The organism is Pseudomonas sp. Z3-6 (assembly GCF_051131985.1).
GTDB lineage: Bacteria > Pseudomonadota > Gammaproteobacteria > Pseudomonadales > Pseudomonadaceae > Aquipseudomonas > Aquipseudomonas zanjanensis.
Window position 1 is genome coordinate 2,284,635 of record NZ_CP071644.1, and the last position, 20,966, is coordinate 2,305,600.

19 protein-coding genes, 1 tRNA gene and 1 pseudogene are annotated in these 20,966 nt (G+C 58.0%); 19 read left to right on the forward strand and 2 right to left on the reverse strand.

Annotated elements, in window-relative coordinates; all coding sequences use genetic code 11:
- Positions 1-37 precede the first annotated feature (37 nt).
- From J3P88_RS10420 to J3P88_RS10490, 15 genes and pseudogenes are all read left to right on the forward strand, one after another.
- Positions 38-685, forward strand: a complete 648-nt coding sequence (locus J3P88_RS10420) for a phage tail protein (RefSeq protein ID WP_431145040.1) — start codon at positions 38-40, stop codon at positions 683-685.
- A 9-nt stretch (positions 686-694) separates the two neighbouring features.
- Positions 695-1,078, forward strand: a complete 384-nt coding sequence (locus J3P88_RS10425) for a phage tail assembly chaperone (protein WP_149632443.1) — start codon at positions 695-697, stop codon at positions 1,076-1,078.
- 47 nt (positions 1,079-1,125) lie between these two features.
- On the forward strand, positions 1,126-1,398 hold the full coding sequence (locus J3P88_RS10430) for a DUF1799 domain-containing protein (protein ID WP_149632442.1): 273 nt from the start codon (positions 1,126-1,128) through the stop codon (positions 1,396-1,398).
- 27 nt (positions 1,399-1,425) lie between these two features.
- Positions 1,426-4,473 carry a phage tail tape measure protein gene (locus J3P88_RS10435; RefSeq protein WP_434575071.1) on the forward strand — a complete coding sequence of 1,016 codons (3,048 nt, stop codon included), beginning with the start codon at positions 1,426-1,428 and terminating at the stop codon, positions 4,471-4,473.
- A complete protein-coding gene (locus J3P88_RS10440) occupies positions 4,473-4,811 on the forward strand; it encodes a phage tail protein (protein WP_434575073.1) in 339 nt (112 codons plus the stop codon). The genes J3P88_RS10435 and J3P88_RS10440 overlap by 1 nt, the downstream gene beginning before the upstream one ends.
- Before the next feature lie 9 nt (positions 4,812-4,820).
- On the forward strand, positions 4,821-5,570 hold the full coding sequence (locus tag J3P88_RS10445) for a phage minor tail protein L (protein ID WP_434575075.1): 750 nt from the start codon (positions 4,821-4,823) through the stop codon (positions 5,568-5,570).
- Positions 5,571-5,572: 2 nt separating this feature from the next.
- A complete protein-coding gene (locus J3P88_RS10450) occupies positions 5,573-6,328 on the forward strand; it encodes a C40 family peptidase (RefSeq protein WP_434575077.1) in 756 nt (251 codons plus the stop codon).
- A gap of 244 nt (positions 6,329-6,572) precedes the next feature.
- Entirely contained in the window at positions 6,573-7,073 is a 501-nt protein-coding gene (locus tag J3P88_RS10455; protein WP_434575079.1) for a hypothetical protein, read from the forward strand.
- A gap of 356 nt (positions 7,074-7,429) precedes the next feature.
- Positions 7,430-7,771, forward strand: a complete 342-nt coding sequence (locus tag J3P88_RS10460) for a hypothetical protein (RefSeq protein WP_186707490.1) — start codon at positions 7,430-7,432, stop codon at positions 7,769-7,771.
- A gap of 45 nt (positions 7,772-7,816) precedes the next feature.
- Entirely contained in the window at positions 7,817-8,413 is a 597-nt protein-coding gene (locus J3P88_RS10465; protein ID WP_186707491.1) for a tail assembly protein, read from the forward strand.
- Positions 8,414-8,470: 57 nt separating this feature from the next.
- Positions 8,471-12,037 carry a host specificity protein J gene (locus J3P88_RS10470; protein ID WP_434575082.1) on the forward strand — a complete coding sequence of 1,189 codons (3,567 nt, stop codon included), beginning with the start codon at positions 8,471-8,473 and terminating at the stop codon, positions 12,035-12,037.
- Between the two features lie 325 nt (positions 12,038-12,362).
- Positions 12,363-13,043, forward strand: coding sequence for a hypothetical protein (locus J3P88_RS10475; protein ID WP_434575084.1), 681 nt, complete (start codon positions 12,363-12,365; stop codon positions 13,041-13,043).
- A gap of 12 nt (positions 13,044-13,055) precedes the next feature.
- Positions 13,056-13,565 (forward strand): annotated as a pseudogene (locus tag J3P88_RS10480) (tail fiber domain-containing protein); the annotation flags it as partial.
- A gap of 912 nt (positions 13,566-14,477) precedes the next feature.
- Positions 14,478-14,903, forward strand: a complete 426-nt coding sequence (locus J3P88_RS10485; RefSeq protein ID WP_434575086.1) for a cell wall hydrolase — start codon at positions 14,478-14,480, stop codon at positions 14,901-14,903.
- Positions 14,900-15,415: a lysis protein gene (locus J3P88_RS10490; protein ID WP_434575088.1), complete on the forward strand. Its 516-nt coding sequence runs from the start codon at positions 14,900-14,902 to the stop codon at positions 15,413-15,415. Before J3P88_RS10485 ends, J3P88_RS10490 begins: the two co-directional genes overlap by 4 nt.
- A 389-nt stretch (positions 15,416-15,804) precedes the next feature.
- On the opposite strand, the gene J3P88_RS10495 is transcribed toward J3P88_RS10490, so the two are convergent.
- Together J3P88_RS10495 and J3P88_RS10500 are read right to left on the reverse strand one after the other, a co-directional pair.
- Complete coding sequence (locus J3P88_RS10495; protein WP_434575090.1) at positions 15,805-16,518, reverse strand: SOS response-associated peptidase family protein; 714 nt, start codon at positions 16,516-16,518, stop codon at positions 15,805-15,807.
- Between the two features lie 2 nt (positions 16,519-16,520).
- Complete coding sequence (locus tag J3P88_RS10500) at positions 16,521-17,261, reverse strand: hypothetical protein (protein WP_434575092.1); 741 nt, start codon at positions 17,259-17,261, stop codon at positions 16,521-16,523.
- A gap of 285 nt (positions 17,262-17,546) precedes the next feature.
- Between J3P88_RS10500 and J3P88_RS10505 the strand changes: the two genes are divergently transcribed.
- From J3P88_RS10505 to J3P88_RS10520, 4 genes are all read left to right on the forward strand, one after another.
- Positions 17,547-19,595 (forward strand): acyltransferase family protein, encoded by a 2,049-nt coding sequence (locus tag J3P88_RS10505; RefSeq protein ID WP_434575094.1) that lies wholly within the window; start codon positions 17,547-17,549, stop codon positions 19,593-19,595.
- 114 nt (positions 19,596-19,709) lie between these two features.
- Positions 19,710-19,838 (forward strand) — tRNA-Ser (locus J3P88_RS10510).
- 200 nt (positions 19,839-20,038) lie between these two features.
- A complete protein-coding gene (locus J3P88_RS10515) occupies positions 20,039-20,440 on the forward strand; it encodes a hypothetical protein (RefSeq protein WP_434575096.1) in 402 nt (133 codons plus the stop codon).
- Between the two features lie 385 nt (positions 20,441-20,825).
- Positions 20,826-20,957 (forward strand): YHYH domain-containing protein, encoded by a 132-nt coding sequence (locus J3P88_RS10520; protein WP_208666147.1) that lies wholly within the window; start codon positions 20,826-20,828, stop codon positions 20,955-20,957.
- The last annotated feature ends 9 nt before the right edge of the window (positions 20,958-20,966 follow it).

A 20,966-nucleotide genomic window follows, 5' to 3' on the forward strand; every position in this document is an offset into this window, starting at 1 on the left:
CGAGCGGGTTTCGTCATTTCTGCACAGAGGAAAACCCATGAGCGTCTCGATTCCCAACGGCACTACCTTCGAAATCGCCAGCGTCATGAGCGCTGCGAAGCCGTTCACTGCAATTTCCAACGCCAATCCGGCTGTCTTGACCGCAGCGGCTCACGGCCTGGCCGATGGCGACATTATCGTCGTTGACTCGGGCTGGGCAAAACTCAACGGCCGCCCGGCTCGGGTAATTGACTCCGATGTCGGCGACTTCGCCGCGGAAGGGATCAACACTACCAGCGTCAAGAGTTTCCCGGCTGGTTCTGGGGCAGGCTCTGTCCGAGCCGCCTCCAGTTTTATTCAAATTTCCCAGATCACTGAGCCGGCCGCCAACGGTGGTGAACAGCAATTCCTGACCTACGGCTTCCTGGAGGATGACGACGACCGTCAGCTCCCGACCACCAAATCGGCCAGCAGCATGACGCTGCCAGTGGCAGATGATCCCAATCAGCCGTTCGTTGCGGTCGTTGAGGCTGCGGACGAAGACAAGGAGCCGCGGCTGATCCGCGCAAATCTCCCGTCTGGCTCGACCATCCTCTACTACGCCTACGTGTCGATCACTGCGACGCCGACGCTGAGCCGGAACAACATCATGACCCGGACCATCACCCTGTCGTTCGCGTCCCGTCCAACTCGCTACAACGCCTAAGGAGGCCTCATGGCAAAGTTTTCAATCGCGCCGAAGCCGACCTTTACGGTCGACGTAGCGATACCCCAGGTGGGCGGCAAGCCGGTCATGGTCCCGTTCACGTTTCAATACCGCGACCGCACCGCCCTGGCTGAGCTGTTTGACGCCTGGAGTGCAAAGGCTGAAGCCTTGAACGAACGTTTCAAAGGCACTGAGCCAACCATCTCCGATATCACCCAGGCGGAAGTCGAGCAGGGTGTCGATCAGGTTCGGGATCTGGTCGTGGCCTGGGGTTTCAGCGACAAGCTGAACGACGAATCCATCACCGCGCTGGTGAAGAGCTGCATCGGTGTTTCGGATGCTGTTGTGAAGGCGTACAGCGACGCCTTCGGCAAGGCTCGCTTGGGAAACTGACGGCCGCCGCCCGGGCGCTCTACGAGCCAGCCGCAACCGCCGAGCAATTGGCGGTATTCGGATTTTCCCCTGAAGACTATGACGAGACGTTCGAGGTCTGGCCGGACGCCTGGCATTCGTTCCTCGTCATGGACGCCATGGGGACGCAGTGGCGCACCGGAGCGTGCGGTGCTACCGGGCTTGATTATGCCGTGCTGCCAAGCGTGATGCGCCTAATTGGTGTGCCTGCAAAGGATCGGTCGACAGTTTTCCAGGACGTCAGAGTGATGGAGTCGGAAGCGATCGCAGTAATGGCTGAGCTACGTGATAACCGCCCGTGAGAGCGGGCACTTATTCAAGGTGAGTCGATGAACATTGCAGAACTCGGCGTCAAAATCGACTCGGCCGATGCAATCCAGGCTAAGACGAGCCTGGATGAAATGGCGAAGGCCGGCGGCCGGGCCGAGCAATCTGCTGTTTCGCTGATGAACGAAATGCAGGCCCTGGAGAAGTCGCTGTCCACCGGTGCAAAAACCACCCAGGACCTAGCAAAGCAGAGAGACGCTCTCACCAAACTGACCAAGACCGGGGCCTATGGCGAGGCTGAATTCACCAAGATTACCGCTCAGCTCGACAAGCAACAGGTAGCCCTTGCGAAATCCACCATGGATGAGCAGAAGGCCCTGAACAGCCTCCTGGGCGCCATTGACCCGGCCCGCGCGGCACTGGCGAAGCTGGACAAGCAAGTTGAGGATTTGGGCAGGCATCTGGACGCCGGTCGGATCAGTCAGGATGAGTTCAATTCCTCGCTGAGCAAGATCGACAACGACTACGCGAAGCTCGAAAAGACCGCCACCGGATTCGACAAGCTGCGCCTTGGCACCCGCCAAGCCCAGGAAAACGTTGTTCAACTGGGTAATGCGCTGTCCTCGGGTGACTGGGGCAGCGGCGTGCGCGCTGTCGCCCAGCTGGGAGCGGGCGCTGGCGCTTCGGCTGCCGGCCTCCTTGCCATCTTGGCCCCGATCGCTCTTGCTACTGCCGCGGTTGGCGCGCTCGGGGTGGCCTACTACAAGGGTAGCGAAGAGCAGGATAGCTTCAACAAGTCGCTGATACTGACCGGCAACTATGCGGGCGTGAGCGCTGGGCAGCTTGGGAATTTGGCGCGCCAGGTGGGCGCTACAGTCGGCACAACCGGGCAGGCCGCCGAAGTTCTGGCGCTGCTGGCCGGGAACGGCAAGATCGCTGGCGAAAGCTTCCTGGGCATAACCCAGGCCGCTGTGTCGATGCGGGAAGCCACCGGCAAAGCAGTCAAGGAGACGGTAGCCGAGTTCGAAAAGATCGCCGATGAGCCGGTGAAGGCCTCGGCTGCGCTCAATGAGCAATACCACTATCTGACGGCCTCGGTTTATTCGCAGATCATTGCGCTCGAGAAACAGGGCGACCATGCCGGCGCGGTGAAGCTGGCAACCGAGCAGTACGCCGACGCTATCAACGAGCGGACTCCGAGAATTCTGGAGAACCTGAGCTTCTGGGAGAAGGGGTACAACGCGGTAGCTCGGGCAGCGGATGGCCTGAAGAACCTGGGGCGTCCCGATATCGATGCTGACATCGACCAGACCCGACGAAACCTGGAGCAGGCCCAGTCAGGGAATGTCGGGGCGTTCCAGAACCAGAAGGAAATGGTTGAGCTCTATGGCAACCAGCTCAACATGCTCGAGGATCAGAAGGCTGCGGCGGAGGACATCGCCAAGTGGGAAGGTGAGCAGGCCAAAGCTCAGCGGAATGCTGTCACGGCGATGGGCAAAGTTGATGCCTTGAGCAAGTCCGCCTGGACGAATGAGCAAAAGCGCGCCGACGCACTGAAGGAGTACAAGCGGCAGCTCGACGATATTCGCAAAGTCAGCCCCAACGATGCGCGTCTGAATCAGGCCGTGGTCGATAAGAACATTGCGAATATCAACGACCAGTTCAAGGATCCGAAGGCGGCTGCAGGTGCTGTCGACCTGACCAGCTTCAACAACTCGAAAAACGCGCTCAACGAAATTCTGTCCGATTACAAAAACGCCCAAAAGGAACTGGACGCAGCCCAAAAAGCTGGTCTTGTCTCGCAGTCTGACTATCTGCTGAAACGCCAGGCGATGATCGGCAATCAGCGCGACGAAGTAACCGCCGCTTACGAGGCGGAAATCTCGGCGCTTGAGGCGACCAAGGGTAAAGCCGGTACGTCAGCCGCCCAGCGTATCCAGTTGGACCAGAAGATTGCTGACGCGCGCTCGGCGATGGTCAAGGCTCAGAAGGAATCCGATTCTGAGCTGGCCGTGCTGTCCGCGAACGAAGAGGGCCGCCTAAAGAAACAGGCCCTGGCCGTCAACACTTATACCGGGGCACTGCAACGCCAAGTTGAAACGCTTCGAGAGCAGGGGATTCGAGCAGCATCCGGCCTGGGTCAGGGTGATCGGCAACGTGGGCTGACAGATCAGCAGAACGGCATCGACGATCGCATCAACCAGCAGCGGCTCGAACTGGCGAATCAGTACGGCGACGGCTCGCGCGGCATGAGCCTCGACGAGTACACGCAGAAGCTCAACGCACTGAAAGCCACGCAGCAGGATCTGCACGACACAGTGCAGGCCAACTACGACGATATGACCGCAGCCCAGGGCAGCTGGAGCGCTGGAGCATCGTCGGCCTGGCAGAACTACCTGGAGTCGGCGCGGGACGTGGCCGGACAGACGAAAAGTCTGTTCACCAATGCCTTCAGCTCGATGGAGGACGCCATCGTCAACTTCGCCATGACCGGGAAGTTGTCCTTTGCGGATTTTACCAAGTCCATCCTAGCGGACATGGCGCGTATTGCGACCCGGGCCGCGGCGTCTTCAGCAATGGAGGCTCTGTTCGGCCTTGCGGCCTCTGCCGCCGGATCGTATTTCGGTGGCGGCGCAACGTCGGCCGGCTCCACCCAGGCAGGCTACTCCGGCGACCTATCAGGCTTCACCCCGGGCAGCATTCAGGCCAAGGGCGGTGCGTGGTCGGGCGGCGTGCAGATGTTCGCCAATGGCGGAGCCTTCACCAACTCCATCGTGAGCAAGCCGACCGCGTTCGGCATGTCCGGTGGCGGTATTGGGGTAATGGGCGAGGCCGGGGAAGAGGCGATCATGCCGCTGACCCGCACGGCTGGCGGCCAACTGGGCGTTCGCGCTATCTCGGGTGGCGGTAGCGGTGGCGGGAACGTTTACAACTTCCCCGTCGCCGTCTCCGTGCAAACCACCGGTGATGGTGGCGCAACTACCACGGAAGACACCACGCAGCTGGGTAGGGGCATCCAGCTAGCGGCCAAGACCGAAGCCGAAACAGCAATTGCCAGGGGCTTGCAGCCAGGCGGCGCCATCTGGCGCGTTATCAATGGGAGGGGCTGATGGCTATCGAAACATTCACCTGGCCCACCCAGCACGGAGACGCACCCGAGATTACCTATCGGGTGCGCACCTCCCGGTTCGGCAGTGGTTACAAGCAGACCGCCGGCGACGGGCCGAATAACAAGGAAGATTCCTACCCGATCACCTACACCGGGTCGAAGACCAGCGTGCTGCAGATCATGGACTTTCTGGACCGGCACGCCGGCACGAAGGCCTTCCTCTGGACGACCCCGCTCGGCGAGTTGGGTCTTTTCGATTGCGTCAATCCTGTGCCAACCCCGGTGGGGGGCGGTGTTTTCAAACTGACGGCCACGTTCACGCGGGCCTTCCATCCATAAGGGGCAACCATGCCGCTGATCAGTGACATCCAGGTTCTCGAACCTGGCAGCGAAGTGCTGCTCTTTGAATTGGATGGCTCCGACTACGGCGCGGACATCCTGCGCTTCCACGGACACGCGATTCCACACACCGAGGCCGAGTTGATCGCCGCCGGCGCTGCGGCCGATGAACTGCCCGCAAAGCCGATCTACTGGCAGGGCAACGAGTACAGCGCTTGGCCGATGCAGATCGACGGCATCGAATCCAACGGCGACGGCACGGCGGTTCGCCCCACGCTGTCGGTGGGTAACGTCAATGGCCGGATCACAGCCTTGTGCCTGGCCTTCGACGACCTGCTGGAGTTCAAGTTGACCATGCGGCACACGCTGGGCACGTACCTGGACGCTGAGAACTTCCCTGGCGGGAATCCCCAGGCAGATCCGACCCAGGAGACGATCGAGGTCTGGTACATCGACCAGAAAACGAACGAGGACGGGGAGACGGTCACCTGGGAACTTGCCAGCCCGGGCGACGTGGGCGGGGAGTCCATCGGGCGCCAGGCCACGACGTTGTGCCATTGGTGCCTGACCGGCGGCTACCGTGGGCCTAACTGCGGCTACACCGGGCCCTACGTGACAAAGGACGGGGTGGGCACGGACAACCCGGAGCTGGATGAGTGTGACGCTACGCTTGGCCGGGGGTGCATTCCACGCTTCGGCGAGGGCAACGCCTTGCCATTCGGCGGTTTCCCTGCTGTTTCCTTGATCGCCCGGAGCTGACCATGCGCAAACACATCTTGGGCGCTATTCAGGCGCACGCAGCGGCCGAGTACCCGAAAGAGTGCTGTGGGCTGCTGCTGGCCCTGGGCCGGAAGCAGCAGTACTTCCCCTGCACGAACACCGCGACCGAGCCGAACGAGGAGTTCCGCATAGATCCTGAGGAATACGCCGCGGCTGAAGACCTGGGCGAAGTGATCGGCATCGTTCACTCGCACCCGGACGCCACCAGCAGACCGTCACCGCGCGATTTGGCGATGTGCGAAGCAACGGCAATGCCCTGGCACATCCTGAGCTGGCCGGAGGGCGACTTGCGGACGGTGGTGCCCACTGGTGAGACCCCATTGCTGAAACGCCCATTCGTACACGGCGCTTGGGACTGCTGGCAGGTCTGCGCCGATTGGTACAGGCGCGAGTGGGGGCTTGAGTTCAAAGCCTTCAAACGCGCCGACGGCTGGTGGGAGAGCAAGACCAACGCCAGTCTGTACGAGGCGAACTACGAAGCTGCCGGATTCTACCGGGTCGACCAGCCACAGCGCGGTGACATGGTCGTCATGGAGGTGGGCCGTACGGTTCACCCGAACCACGCCGGGATTTTCCTTGACGCCAACCCGGCACTGCCCGGTGAGGAGTCGGCGACCTTCGGCCCAGGGCCGTTCCTGCTGCACCACCTATATGGCCGCCCGTCGGAAATCATTGTGTTCGGCGGGCCATGGCTGGATCGAACGCGACTTGTTCTCCGGCACAAACGGGCGCAGTAGGCCGCAGGCGGACGACCGAATACCCAGTCATTTGACTGAAATCAATTCAACCTATCGTATTGAGAGCCGATACGCTTCATGAACCAGTTGTTTGTGTGGCCGTCTGATCTATAGTCACCGTACGAGCGACACGCAATCGTTAGTAATGGTTTTGTGTCGCGGATTTCTGTTGACATGGACATCAACGAAGAGATAATCGCGCTCCGGCGAACCCTTCGCCAGGGTTTCAATAAAGGAATTTATGATGAATTCGGCAAACCATCACCATTTAGCGGATGCGCTTTTTGCAGCGGAGCTGATGGGTGTTGGCGCTGTTCGTACTCTTGACCTGTTAAGAGATATTGACGGCACAATTGAAGCCATCTCCCATCACTGCCGGCTTCTCAACGCAGCCGCAACTGCTTTTCTTGGAGTCAAAGAATCCATTGCTTCTGGAGAGGCCTCAAAGCTGATTCCAGAAGAGAACGTGGTTCCTGTTCTGGAAAAGCTGCAAGACAGCCTGGTTAAATCCTACGCGGAATCGAAGGCAAAAATGCAGTGCGCCATCAACGATACACGTCTCAGTGATGAAGACGGTGTTGTGGATGCGTATGCGAATTTGCTTAAAGAACTGACTTCGCTGAATGCGCTGACCGAGGATCTCCGCTGGAGCATTCTGGAGAGTAATGCGGATAAAGAGGTCGCTCACACCCCAGCGGTTATGAGTGATCCAGCCGAAATCGACAAATTCCTCGACGATCTGTGAGGCTGGAGATTGCGGCCATCGACATGGGCCGGAAGTCGTTTAAGAACTCCTACAAGGCGCTACCGGAGGACGTAAAGAGCGCTTTTAAGGAAGCGTATCGACTGCTCCTGCAAGACCCTCAGCCCAAAAAGCTGCGCCTGGAAAAGCTGTCTGGCTATAAAAGGCCGGGTATTTATACGATTCATATCACTGCGAATCACAGCCATAAGCTCAGCTTTGAGTTGATTGGTACCGTAGCGGAGTTGAGGCGTATAGGTACACATAAAGAAATCGACAGAACCCCCTAATAGCCCAGCCATCCCGCTGGGCTTTTTCATTTCTGATATCTTGTGGCCATCTTCCACAGGAGTGACCCCATGAGATTGTTCGTAGGCGCGGTAGCTGTCGCTTTGCTGGCGGGGTGCTCATCGCCATCCGACCTGATGTCATCAGCCCCGGCAGTCACTGTTACATCCACCAAGGCGCCGAAAGCCTTCGCCCTCTGTGTGTTCCCTGAATGGCAGGAGCACAACTCCAATGCGAGCATGAGCGAAACGCCGGCCGGATATCGCCTTGTAAGCGGTTTCGCGCAGCAAACCGACGATGTGCTGGACATAAGCCATGCCAAGTCTGGCAGCGTCGCCAAGCTATACCAGCGTGTTGCATGGTCGCAGCTGGGACGAGGAGCTCTTCGAGACTCGCTTCAAAAATGTCGATAAAAACGAAACCGCCGAGAGGCGGTTTTTTTATGGAAGGAGAAGGCGATGGCCGACGCTGTTTCATTCAATTCAGGCATGACTATGGTCAAGCTGTCAGGGTCGCTGGCCAGGAAGTTTGGACGCGATCATCCCAAGCAGATCGACTCTGGAACCTCTCGTGAGGTGTTCAAAGCGTTGAATTGCACCATTGATGGATTCGAAAAGGAAATCAAACGGCTCGCCTCCTTGGGGATGCGCTTCGCTGTGTTCCGCAATCGTAGGAACGTAGGGGAAACAGAGTTTGACCTGGGCGGAACGCGCGAGATTCGAATCGTTCCAGTGGTTGAAGGCAGCAAGCGAGGCGGCGTATTGCAGACTGTAGTGGGTGTGGTTCTGCTGGCGATTTCCTATGTATTTCCGGTTACTGCACCATATTTGACTCCTGCGGGCATTGGCCTCATCGCCGGCGGCGTCATCCAGATGCTCAGCCCCCAGGCCTCTGGACTCAAGCAAAGTGCCGGACCTGAGAACGCACCGTCCTACGCCTTCGGCAGCGCCAAGAACACCACGGCCAGCGGCAACCCTGTCCCGATCTGCATCGGCGAGCGCCGGTGGGGTGGGATGATCATTTCCGCCTCGATCTACGCCGAAGACAAAACGTAACCGTACCGCAACAAGCAGGCCGCCCACGAGGCGGCTTTTTTTCGCCTGGAGGAAAGCATGGGCGCAGCACAGCAGATAGAAATCCACGGCGCGAAGGGCGGAGACAAAAAGCCTAAGTCCCCGACCGAGGTCAGCGACAACCTGCGCTCGACGAACGTCGCGAAGCTGCTCATTGCTGTGGGAGAGGGCGAGTTTGAAGGGGTGCCCACGGCTGCTGACATCTACCTGGACAACACGCCGATCAACGACGCCAGCGGCAACGTCAACTTTCCAAACGTCAAATGGGACTGGCGCCCGGGCTCCGTGGATCAGGCCTATATCCCAGGGATTCCATCGGTAGAGAACGAAACCTCGTTGAACATTGAGCTGCGCAGCGATGCGCCGTGGGTTCGCTCGGTGACGAACATTCAGCTGTCGGCCGTGCGCCTGCGCTTCGCCTGGCCCGCGCTTCAGCGGCAGGATGACCAAGGCATTGGTGGCTACCGGATCGAGTATGCCATTGACGTAGCTACCGACGGCGGGTCCTACCAGCAAGTGCTTATCGCCGCTGTCGACGGCAAGACGACCACCCGTTACGAGCAGTCCAGGCGCGTTGATCTGCCAGAGGCAACCACCGGCTGGCAGATCCGCGTCCGGCGCCTCACACCCAACCAGAACAGCAACAAGATTGCCGACACGATGCTGATCGCCGGCTTCACCGAGGTAATCGACGCAAAGCTGCGCTACCCAAACACCGCGCTGCTGTACATCGAGTTCGACGCCGAGCAGTTCACCAACATCCCGGCCGTTACCGTGAAGTGCAAGGCCCGGAAATGGCAGGTCCCGAGCAACTACGACCCGATCAGCCGCACCTATACCGGCACGTGGGACGGCAGCATGAAGCTGGCCTGGACCAATAACCCGGCCTGGATCACGTACGGCGTTTGCACTGAGGACCGTTTCGGCCTGGGCAAGCGCATCAAGGCGTTCATGGTCGACAAGTGGGAGCTATACCGGATCGCTCAGTACTGCGACCAGCTCGTTCCCGATGGCCTGGGCGGCACAGAACCGCGCTTTCTCTGTGACATGAACCTGCAAGGCAAGGCCGACGCCTGGACGCTGCTGCGGGACATCTCCGGCATCTACCGCGGGATGACCTACTGGGCTCAGGGCCAATTGATCATGCAGGCCGACATGCCGCGTGCGCAGGACTTCGACTACGTCTTCACCCGGGCGAACGTAATCGACGGGAAATTCTCCTACGGCAGCGCCTCAGCGAAGACCCGTTATACCCGGGCCCTGGTCAGCTACGACAACCCGGCGAACAACTACGACACCGACGTCATTCCGTTTTCTGATCTGAGCCTTCAGCGCCGCTATGGGGACCGGCCAACCGAGTTGAGCGCCATTGCCTGCACCCGCGCCTCCGAGGCCCAGCGCCGGGGCAAGTGGGCGGTCCTAAGCAACAACCTGGACCGCACCGTCACCTTCAAGACCGGGATGGAGGGTGTAATACCGCTCCCGGGCCACATCATCCCGGTGGCCGACTCGCTGCTGGCCGGCCGGGAGATTGGCGGGCGTATCTCAGCCGTGGCCGGTCGCGTGGTGACTCTGGACCGTGACACCCAGGCGAAGGCCGGGGACCGATTAATCATCAACCTGCCCGGCGGGCGCGCAGAAGGGCGCACCGTACAGAGTGTCGCTGGCCGTGCCGTGACCGTGACTGTCGCCTACAGCGAGGCGCCACGGGCGCAGCTTCAGTGGGCGCTCGATGCTGACGACCTGGCAATTCCGCTGTACCGGGTACTGCGGACAAAGCGCACCACCGAGGGCAATTTCGAAATCAGTGCTCTGCAGTACGAACCAAGCAAGTTCGCTTTCATCGACACCGGCGGACGTCTGGAAGACCGGCCAATCAGCGTGATCCCGATCACCGTCGTTCCGGCGCCTGCTAGCGTCACCCTGACGGCGAACTCGGTTGTTTCCCAAGGCATTGCCGTGTCCACGATGACCATCACCTGGCCTCCCGTTGAAGGGGCTGTGGCGTATGACGTCGAATGGCGCAAGGACAGCGGCAACTGGATCAAGGTCCAGCGCACTGGCTCAACCAACGTGGATGTGGTTGGCATCTACGCAGGCGCCTACGTGGCCCGCGTCCGCGCGGTGAGTGCCTTCGATATCTCGTCGATCTGGCGTAACTCCATGCTGACCGAGCTCAAGGGCAAGGAAGGCCTGCCGCCGGCGGTCACGCACCTGACGGCGACCTCATTGCTGTTCGGCATCGGCCTCAAATGGGGATTCCCTGCTGGCGCCGAAGACACCCAGCGGACAGAGATCTGGTATGGCCCGACCAACGCGCTGGAGAACGCCACGAAGCTGGCCGACCTGGCGTATCCCCAGAACGACTACAACCTGCAAAGCCTGCTGGCCGGGGCCACGTTCTTTTTCTGGGCGCGCCTGGTGGACCGCACCGGGAACATCGGGCCATGGTACCCAGTCGGCAACGGGGTGCAGGGCCAGGCCAGTTCGAACGCCGGGCCGATCCTTGATTTGATCAAAGGGCAGATCACGGAAACGGAGCTCGGTGAGGATCTGCTCACGGAAATCGAGAAAATACCCGGCCTCCAGGACCAGATCGACGCGCTCGACGACATCCTGCTCTATGATCCGGCCAAGACCTATGTCAAAAACGACATCGTTCGTCAGGGACAGCGGCTGTACCAGGCCAAGGGCCCCGTGCCGATTAACAAGCCGCCGCCAAACACCACCTACTGGCTCGATGTGGGGCAGTCGGTCGAGACGGCCAATGGTCTGGCGCAGCAGGTGGCAACCAATACCGCCGATATCACCGAGATCGACGGCGTGGTCACCGCACAGGCCACGGCCTTCGAGGCCTTGCGGGCTTCGTATCGCGACGACAACGGGGAAGGCGAGCTGGCCGATGCCATCAAGGGATGGACCAGCACGGCGGCGATTGCCTCGGAGAGCAGCGTTCGAGCCTCTGAAAACGAAGCTTCCGCCCGGCGCCTGACCACCTTGGATGCTCAGGTGGCCGACAACGCGGCGAACGTCACCTTGCTGGAGGAGGTGGTGGTCACCAACCAGCAAGCCACGGCTCAGCAGCTCAGCCAACTGAGCACAACCGTCGGCGAGCAGGAAACAGCTATCCAGCAGAACACGTCGATCATCAATGACGTGAACGGGAAGGTGAACGCGAGCTGGTCCGTGAAGATGCAGTACAACTCCGGAACAGGCCAGTACATCACCGCAGGCGTTGCCTTGGGCATTGAGAACGGCCCGGCCGGCCTGCAAAGCCAGTTCTTGGTGAGCGCTGACCGGTTCGCCATCGTCAATACCATCGCCGGCGGAGCCGTCTCGGTTCCGTTCGCGGTCCAGGGCGGGCAGGTGTTCATGAACTCGGCATTCATCCAGGACGGCAGCATCACGATGTTGAAGATCGGGCAGTACCTGCAATCTGACAACTATGTTGCCGGCTCGCAGGGATGGCGCCTGGATAAGGCCGGTAATCTGGAGTTCAACGGGCCGGCACCTGGTGGCGGACGCCTGACCATGACCAACCGCGCGATCAAGGTATATGACGCGAGCGGCGTTAAGCGCGTGCAACTTGGGGATTTGTCAGCATGACTTTCGGCCTTGAAATCCGGGATGAAGATGGAAACGTCACCTTAGATCCATCGTCGTTCACGATGCGGGTTGTTTATAGCGGTGTTGTTGCTGGAAGCAATTCCAAGACTTTCCAGACAATCTCAGTACCCGGTTTAACCCCTACAAACGGGGCGGCGTTCGTCGTCCCAATCGGGGGGTGGGTAGATGGTACAGACAAACAACTTGAAACTGAGGTTATCTCAGGTGCAGTTAGGGTCTATAGCTATATTAGGGGTGCGCCCTATGAGCAGTACAGCAGTACAACTAGTTCAACTATGCGTCTAATTGTAATAAGGTTCTTATAATGTCATATGGATTAGAGTTTACCAATGACAGCGGTGTTGTAACTGTAGACTCCGAATTCACAAGACTCGTTGTATTGGCGAAAGGGACTTATCAGCCAACTCAAGAGTCAGGACTTGGTTCAGTTACAAACTTTCCTCGAACTATTACCAGTCAAGAGCCGCCGCTTGTTTTTGTACGTCCCACGGGAAGTACTGGTATCGCCGGTTTGTGTTTGATGCGGGTTATAGGGTCGCCTGGAGCGTGGACTGGATTTTACGTAAGGGCCTACAACGAACTCACGCTACAGCCGAACGGCTCTTATTTTGCTTGCGGCTTTGCTGCAACTGCGCTTGCTAACTTCGGGATGCGATTATGGGACTCTAGTTCTAAATTGCTGTTCGACAGCGGAACACCTTATGCAAGGTTTACCCGAGTATTTCAGAATTGGACTTACGTTAAAAATGATTCCACTGATCAAGGGCTGTCGCGGAACTACTATCGGGTTGATTTCAATTTTCCGGTTGGTGAATATATGCTGATAAATACTTTCAGCATGCCGATGCTCGCATATGAGCCCTTTGATAGAAAACTGTATTGTTGGTGGGATTTTTCGGGAGGGAATCTTTATGCGATAGTGATTGGTTCCCCAGGCTATAACCCGTTCGCCTTCTTCCTTCCAGCAGTGTTCGCAAAACTATAAAGGAAATTTTATATGCCCTGGTACAAAACTGGGACGGTTTCCGTCACCCTCAATTCCAATGCTGTAACAGGCACAGGCACTGCTTTCATCGTGAACGGGCGAGTCGGCGATGCGTTTCGTGGGCCCGATGGCCGGTGGTATGAGGTCACCAACGTGGCGAGCAACACCGCTATTTCCATCGACCCTCCGTATATCGGCGCGGCGGCATCCGGTGGCAGCTATGCGCTGGCGCCAATGCAGGGCTATGTTAAGGATTCGGCTGACGCACTCCGGGCAATTGTCACGGCCTATGGCGCCCAGCTCGCAGCACTCAAGACCACGGGCAACTATGACCTGCTACCTGTGAGCAAGGGCGGTACCGGTATTACGGATCTGTCGACCTTCATGCAGGGGATGCTCAACGACCCCGACTCAGCGGCAGGGCGGGCCACCCTGGTAGCGGCGAAGTCCGGGGCGAACTCGGATATCACCTCTCTCACGGGCCTCACCACAGCTCTGAGTGTTGCCCAGGGAGGCACAGGAGGGAATTCCCAGGTAACGGCTCGGAATGGCCTTGGCCTGGGGACTGCTGCAACGGTAAACACTGGCACCAGTGCTGGTAATGCAATGCTTGTGGGAGCATTTGGACTTGGAGCGAGCTTCACCACCGGGATTGCCTCCACGCCGGATATTAACGGCGCTCTGATTTCGCAGACAGGCATCTATCGATACATCAGCAGCACAACAGGGCGACCTACTTTCAGCAACTTCGGCTCGCTGTTCAATGTGGCATTGGCCAATGATGCTAATGGCAACTATGGCACGCAGCTCGCTGTTGACTATGCTGCCGACAAAATCGGTTTTCGTCGTATTACCGGCGCTTCTGGCTGGAGCTCCTGGAATGAGATTTACCATACGGCGAATACCACCCGAGGATCGGGCGGTGCGCTGTCCGCCGCTTCGCCCATTGTCCGTATTGCCAGCGTCACGGGAAGTCAACGAGGTGACTTGCTGGAGCAGACTTTCGAGCAAGCAGGGGAGTGGGGAGTGGCGAATGACGAGGCACGTGGTGTAAGCGTGCAGCGTATCGCCGTCGGCGAGTACCGCATCACGGGAGCTCAAGGTCTGGCATTGGAAGGGTGGAGGACACAGGATCCATGCTCGCCAGATGGGGGTCGAACCCTGGGTATGAGCGTAAGCGACGAGGCCGCAGACGGCACTGTCACCATAAAGCTGTTCAAGCAGCGCTGGACGCTCTCTGAAGACGGGGAAATGATCCCCGGTCCAGGCGCCCCAATGGACGTCCCGCTCAACAGTTGGATCGATGTGCGCCTCAATATGCCATATGTTGAGCCGCCGCCAATGCCAGAGAACCTTGCGGCAGAAGCAATCTAGCCCTAGCCCAACACCGCACCCCGCCATTGAGCGGGATTTTTTTTTGCCCGGAGAAAAGTTATGACTGCAACCGAGAAGGGCCGCGATATCCTCGCGCGCACGCTGTGGGGTGAGGCCCGTGGTGAGGGCCTGTCCGGCCAGATCGCCGTCGCCTGGACCATTCGCAACCGCGTATTCGACGGAAAGGCCAAGTCATGGTGGGGGGAGGGCTATGCCGGTGTCTGCCTGAAGCCGTACCAGTTCAGCTGCTGGAACCAGAACGACCCGAACTATCCCTACCTGAGCGGTGCCAAGCCGATCCCGCCGAAGCAGTTCGCCCAGGCGCAGCGGGCGGCCGACCTGGTGATCTCCGGCCAGGAGCCTGACATCACCCGCGGCGCGACCCACTATTACGCCACGACCATGCCGAAGGCGCCGGACTGGGCCAAGAATGCCCAGCAGACCCTGCGCCTGGGCAATCACGTGTTCTTCAAGGATGTGCCATGAACCCCCTGGGGCTGAAGGCCTGGGTGGTCGCCGTCCTGGTGCTGTTGGTGCTTGCTGTGGGGGCGACATGGAAGGTCCAGGGCTGGCGCTACGGGAAACTGTTGGCAGAGAAGGATGGCCTGCACCAGGCCGACCTGGACGAGATCAGTAAGGCGGCCGCCGCCCAGGTCCAGAAGGAACTGGAAAAGCGCCTGTCGCTCGAGCAGAGCCTTGCCACCAGCGAACAAACCCACCATCAGGTACTGACCAATGAAGAGAAAAAACAGGCTCGCCTGCGCGATCGCCTTGCCACTGCTGATTTGCGGCTGTCAGTCCTCATCGCCGAGGATTCAACCAGTTGTAACGCAGTGCCTGCCGCCTCCGGCGCCGTCGGCATGGTTCATGGAGCCCGCCGAGCCCAACTTGACCCAGCGCATGCTCAAAGAATTATCGGAATCACCGACGATGGCGACCGGGGGCTGATCAAGCTGTCGGCTTGCCAAGCGTACGCCAGGGAGCTGAATCGAAAATAGTACTAATCGTTTGACCGTGAGATACGCGTCCAATAAAAAGCCCGGCACCAGGCCAGGCTTCTGTGAGCACTAGATCTCAGCCGAAAATAGAAGCCATGGCCGCGTCGAGGCGAGCATTCTCTTCATCGGTAGGTTCCGAAAACATAGAGTCGCAGGGGGCTTGGATTTCTACCGATCCTTCGGCGATTTTCTTCAGCCACTCAGCAACGCGCGGGTCACTTCTATCGGCCAGCTACAGCGCTGACTTTAGACCAACCGGGCAGAAACTCAACGCCCCTAGGATGAAGATTGTGTTGCAGGACCTTAATCTAGGTGAGTGTAATCGAGCCCATGAGGTTTGGCTCCGGCGATTTCTGAAGTGTTCGCCTATAGGTTGTGTAAGAGAATGCTTACATGTTGGATCCTATTTTACGGAAAATCGAATCAGCGATAGGCCTGACCAGCTCGGGGCCTTGGTTGCGCACGTTGCCCACGGCGCGGTCCACCTTGAACCACTCGAAGACCTCGGCGGGCTCTCCCTGGTGCAGGACGATCTGCTCGGCTCGTTCCTTGGACGTGGCCGGATCCAGCCACTCGCGGGCCAGGTCCGCGCCCAGCACCACCGGTCGGCGGTCGTGGATGTCGACCATGCCACCCGCGCTGTCGGCAGTGATGATGACGAAGCCATCATGTTCGCCAGGCTCCCGCCCACCAGTTGGGAACTGGCCGATGGACGCGCACAGGACAGGTGCCTGGTCTCGCCGGCGGATCAGGTAGGGCTGTTTCTTCGGCCCGCCCTCATCGACCCACTCAAACCAGTTGTTGATCGGCGTTATGGCGCGGTTCGGCCAGATCGGGCGGTAGAAGGGGCCGTGGGCGACTTTCTCCACCCGGGCGTTGATAGGTGCGGCGCGGTCCTTGGCCCAGGCCGGCCGCCAGCCCCAGCGCACCAGATCGGCGTGTAGGACATCATCCTCCAAGTGGAAGAGGGCGAGCTGCTGCGACGGCGCGCCGTTGTACCTCTCCAGCGGCAGGTCGCCGGCGGAATTGACCAAAGCCTTGGGCATGCTCAGGGCCGCCACGAAGTCGTGGATGCCGGAGTACTGCGAGAGTCGTCCACACATATTCAGCCCTCTGAATTATGAAGATAGCTACGGCTCAAGATCTTGGGAACGAAACCCAGGCCGTCGCATACAGCGCAATCCTCTCGTTTGCCAAAGCGGTCTAGGCACGTCGAGCACTGACGGAATCTCGCCAGTTCCAGAAAGGGCCTGATTCTCTCCACGATGTCGACGTCCCGGGTTTCAGTAGCGACCTGGACGACATCGACCATCCAGCGATACACGTCCGGATCTTCAATGGCCGTGTAAACCTTTCCCTGGACCATTCGCCTGGCCTCGACCAGGTCGAACTGCCTTCCGTCTGCCATCGTCAGGACTAGCCCCTCGATGCTCCCGGTTTCCGTCGAGTAACTGTATTTCAGCACCAACCCAGTCTCGTCCCGGTAAACCTTCCCGTCATAGGGCTGGAGTGAATCGCTACTGCTTGCATCCAGGCGTAGAACAGAATGGAAAATCGTCCCGATCCTTGGCCCGCCGTCCCGGGGGCAGACGTCATAACCATATGAGGGCCGGAAAATTGTCGGGTTCGATTGTAGTTCCTCCACGGCGTGCCAGTACGCGGCATTCGCCATTTCATCCATGGCGAACTGTTCCATTCGATCAATCAGCTTTTCCTCGGCGAGCTGGGCGGAGGATTCAAGAAGGCTTGAGCGATGCGCTTCCGGGTTCCTCATTCGAAAATCGTGGTCGTCGAGGTTTTTTTGCCATAGCTGAAGCCGAAGCGCTTTGGCTTGTTCAAAGTTCATGATGGGGATCGCTTGCCGAATACTGTTTGGATATACAGTAATCGAGGCGAGGCTACCTGGGCGAGGTTGAAGCGACGAGCTGTAGGGTTTCCGTTGTTTCCGGGACGCTCGTTGCTACTGGCGCCGGGCCAACTGCAGCCAGCGCCGAAACAAACCTGTGCGTCCAGCCTCTTGGAGGCCGCTTCATCTAACCAGCCATGCGCCGCCAGGACCAGCAGGGCTTTTTGGCGGCGCTTATTGTGCAATAATGTATCGATATCGGTACATCATTGGTCAGGAGGCGCAGTGTCGTCGAAATACATATCGGGGATTGATGGTCTTAGGGCTATAGCGGTCCTTAGTGTTCTTCTTTTTCACGCCGGGTTTACTTCTTTTGCAGGTGGGTATGTGGGGGTAGACGTTTTTTTTGTCATAAGCGGCTACCTCATAACAAATCTGATCTACTCAGAAATAAGCTCGACAGGTAAATTTGATTTTGTTCGGTTCTATTTGCGTAGGGTAAGGCGTCTGTTTCCTGCGCTATTTGTTATTTTCGTGTTCTGCTTGATTGGCGGCTTTCTTTTGTTCACTCCGCAGCATTTCATGCGAAGCGCTGGCGAGTTGATCTATTCGATTTTCTCACTTTCGAATTTTTATTTTTGGAGCGAAAGCGGTTACTTCAATACCTCATCAGAATTCAAACCCCTCCTACACACTTGGTCGCTTAGTGTCGAAGAGCAGTTCTATTTGATCTGGCCGCTGTCCCTTTTCCTGCTGATGAAATACCTGCCCAGGGCGCTCCTGATTCCCGCTGTTGTGGTTGGCGGGCTTTTCAGTCTTGGGCTAAACCTCGTGCTGCAAGACGGGCATAGCAGTACGCTTTCAACCATCAGTCCGATGATCGCGTCATGGTTTGCAGACGGTCAATCGTCGATCTTCTATTTGACTCCGTTCAGGATTTTTGAGTTTGCCATCGGCGCTCTGTGCATATGGCTGCCTGCCGTAAAGTCTCGCGACTCCATTCTGCTTGATGTGCTCCTTGCCATTGGCTTGGCGTTGATTTCCTACTCGATATTCGCATTCGATGAAAGAACGGTTTTTCCTTCTTACAATGCACTGATTCCGTGCATCGGCACCGCCATGGTAATTTATTCATGCGGGTCTAAAAGACTTGGATTTCTGGTCAGCAACAAACTGTCGATCAAGATCGGTCTTATCAGCTACTCGGTATATCTTGTCCATTGGCCGATAATCGTTTTTTACAAGTATTACACCATGAGTCCGCTCGGTCTGGCGGAAAAGTGCGCGATAGTGGCTATTTCGATATTGCTTGGGTGGCTGCTCTATACCTTCGTTGAGACTCCTTTCAGAAGGAGTAAATCAGACAGCCCCTCATCAGATGGCTACCGGTTCGGTCTTGTGTGCACGATGCTATCGATGGCCCTCATCTTGCCAGCGGCTACCGCATGGGGTGGTGGTGGATGGGCTTGGCGAACCGGGGCAATGCCCGCATGGGTGACCGCTCAGCTAAATAATTCAAAACAGTTCCACGTCGACCAGTACGGCGGCGCTAGCTACCCATACAACGGCTGGATCAGCGGCGGGGCCTCTTCAGTTGCTGATCTCGTGGTCCTGGGTGACAGCCATGCCCGCCATTATGCCGAGGGGCTGAACAAGGTCATTGGTGGGCCAAAGTCGAAGAGCATCTACATCAGCTCCACCAGCTGCATCCTTCTGCCGGGGATTACCCGGCTAACGCCTGGCGAGGATTGGGACAAGCTTTGCGCCGGCGCCCTGAACTCTGCCATTCAGGTGATAAAGAAGAGCCCGGGCGCGGCGGTGATGCTTAGCGAGAGCTGGGGCGAACAGCTCCAGATGGGCGGGATCATGGAGTCCCGGACATCAATCCCTGGGGGAAATACCGATCAGGGCTACCGCTTCATCGCGGGCAAGATCGACGAACTGAGGGAGGCAATTCGCGGGCACCAGTTGATTCTGGTAGGCAATGTCCCGGGCGCAGGAAACCCGGACGTCATCGGCTGCTTTGCCAGGCCCAAGTACCTGCCAGTCGATTGCGCGTCGAAGCTTGTGCGGCGAGAAGCAGATATCCCTACCCGGTCAGGGAACTTGATCCTCGAGGAGTATGCAGGTTCGAAAGACGGCGTGACGTACCTGAATCCGTATCAGGCCTTTTGTTCGGGTGGCTACTGCCGGGCCATTGGTGATGATGGCGTTTTCTACAGTGACACATACCATCTGTCCAAGCGCGGATCGATCGAGTTCGTCAGGCACTTTGAAGGGGATATCTTGGGCGTGCTCAACCAGAAGGCCAAGGTTTCCAGCTTGGGTGAATAACCCAGGCCAGGCTGGCATGGTGCCCGTATTGAATGAGGGGTGTGTTCGGTCGGCAGGACGCCGGAGGAGGGGCAATACTGTAGGAATATACAAGGCTAAGTTATTGATTCTTATAGGGTGATACGTCGAATTTAAAACACTCGGCAGGGGTAAACTTTCCTTTATTTTTCATGACGTTACACTTGCTTCACGGTCACCTTGACATGGTGGGGGTCGTTGGTTCGAGTCCAATCGCGCCTACCAAACAAAATCCGCTCTGCTGGGCGGTCTAGAAGGGCTCACCGAAAGGTGGGCCCTTTTTGCGTCTGGGGGTTTTTAACGCTGCGACGTAGGAAGTTTCTGAAAATGTCTTCAAGGGCACTAATCTGACCCCAAGCCCCTCGCCGGAGGTTTTTTATCGCGTTACGCTCTGAGCGTTTTCAGGAAAGAGGTTTGGTAAGGCGATGGATAGGCGTATCGGTGGCGTTAATGTGCAGTTTCTTATGAAACGTGTTGTTGCCGATCTGAGCAAGCTCGATACAGACATGAGTCAATGCACCAAGATTTTATGCGAGGAAAGCGTTCCCGAACGTTATCTGGAAGGCCACCCTTTTGGCCTGGTCGCAGATAACCTGAGGTTCGCAGAGAAGAAGCTCCGTGAAGTTGGCGCTCCGCTTGGGCGCGAAAAAGAGCTCAATACGCTGCTTCGAGCTGTAGCTAAGGCACGCTCGGTCGCGGCGATGAATGATTCCCTTATACGCCAACGCACCATCGTTCCGAATATCATCGAGAGCGATATCGACTTGGAAGGGCTGAAAACCCTGACGACACGCAACACTCAGCGTCTGATCGATCAAGTCGGATAGTGGTTATTCGAGTCGAAATCCATCCTGAATTGCGGGCTGATATCGAGTTGGCACTCGCAGCCCATCCTTTTGCACTAGACCAGATAATCAAGGATTTTACCGTTTGAGGGAAAACGGGGGCCGACCACGATTGTGATACGGTCCGATTACCAGCTCAAACGTGGTCTGTCCTCGATTTTCCGTCGGCAAAGCCAAACCAGGCAGCCGTGAATGCGACGTAGACGAACATGAACATCAGCGCCTCAAACCGGCGCATCGCTGATAAGCGATTAGGGGGGGCACGTTCTCCAGGCCGAACGAGAGGGCTACCTTCATCTCGTAGTGGCGAATTAATGGTGCTAAATTCTGCGCATCCGTCAAAGGAAACCATCACAGGAAGTGGACTATGAAAATCATCACCCTTGTACTGGCCGCAGTTCTCGCAGTCGCCTCTGTTTCTGCAATCGCTCACGGTGGCCGCACGGACAGCCAGGGCTGTCATAACGACAAGAAAGCTGGAACACGTCACTGTCACTGATCGCCTTAG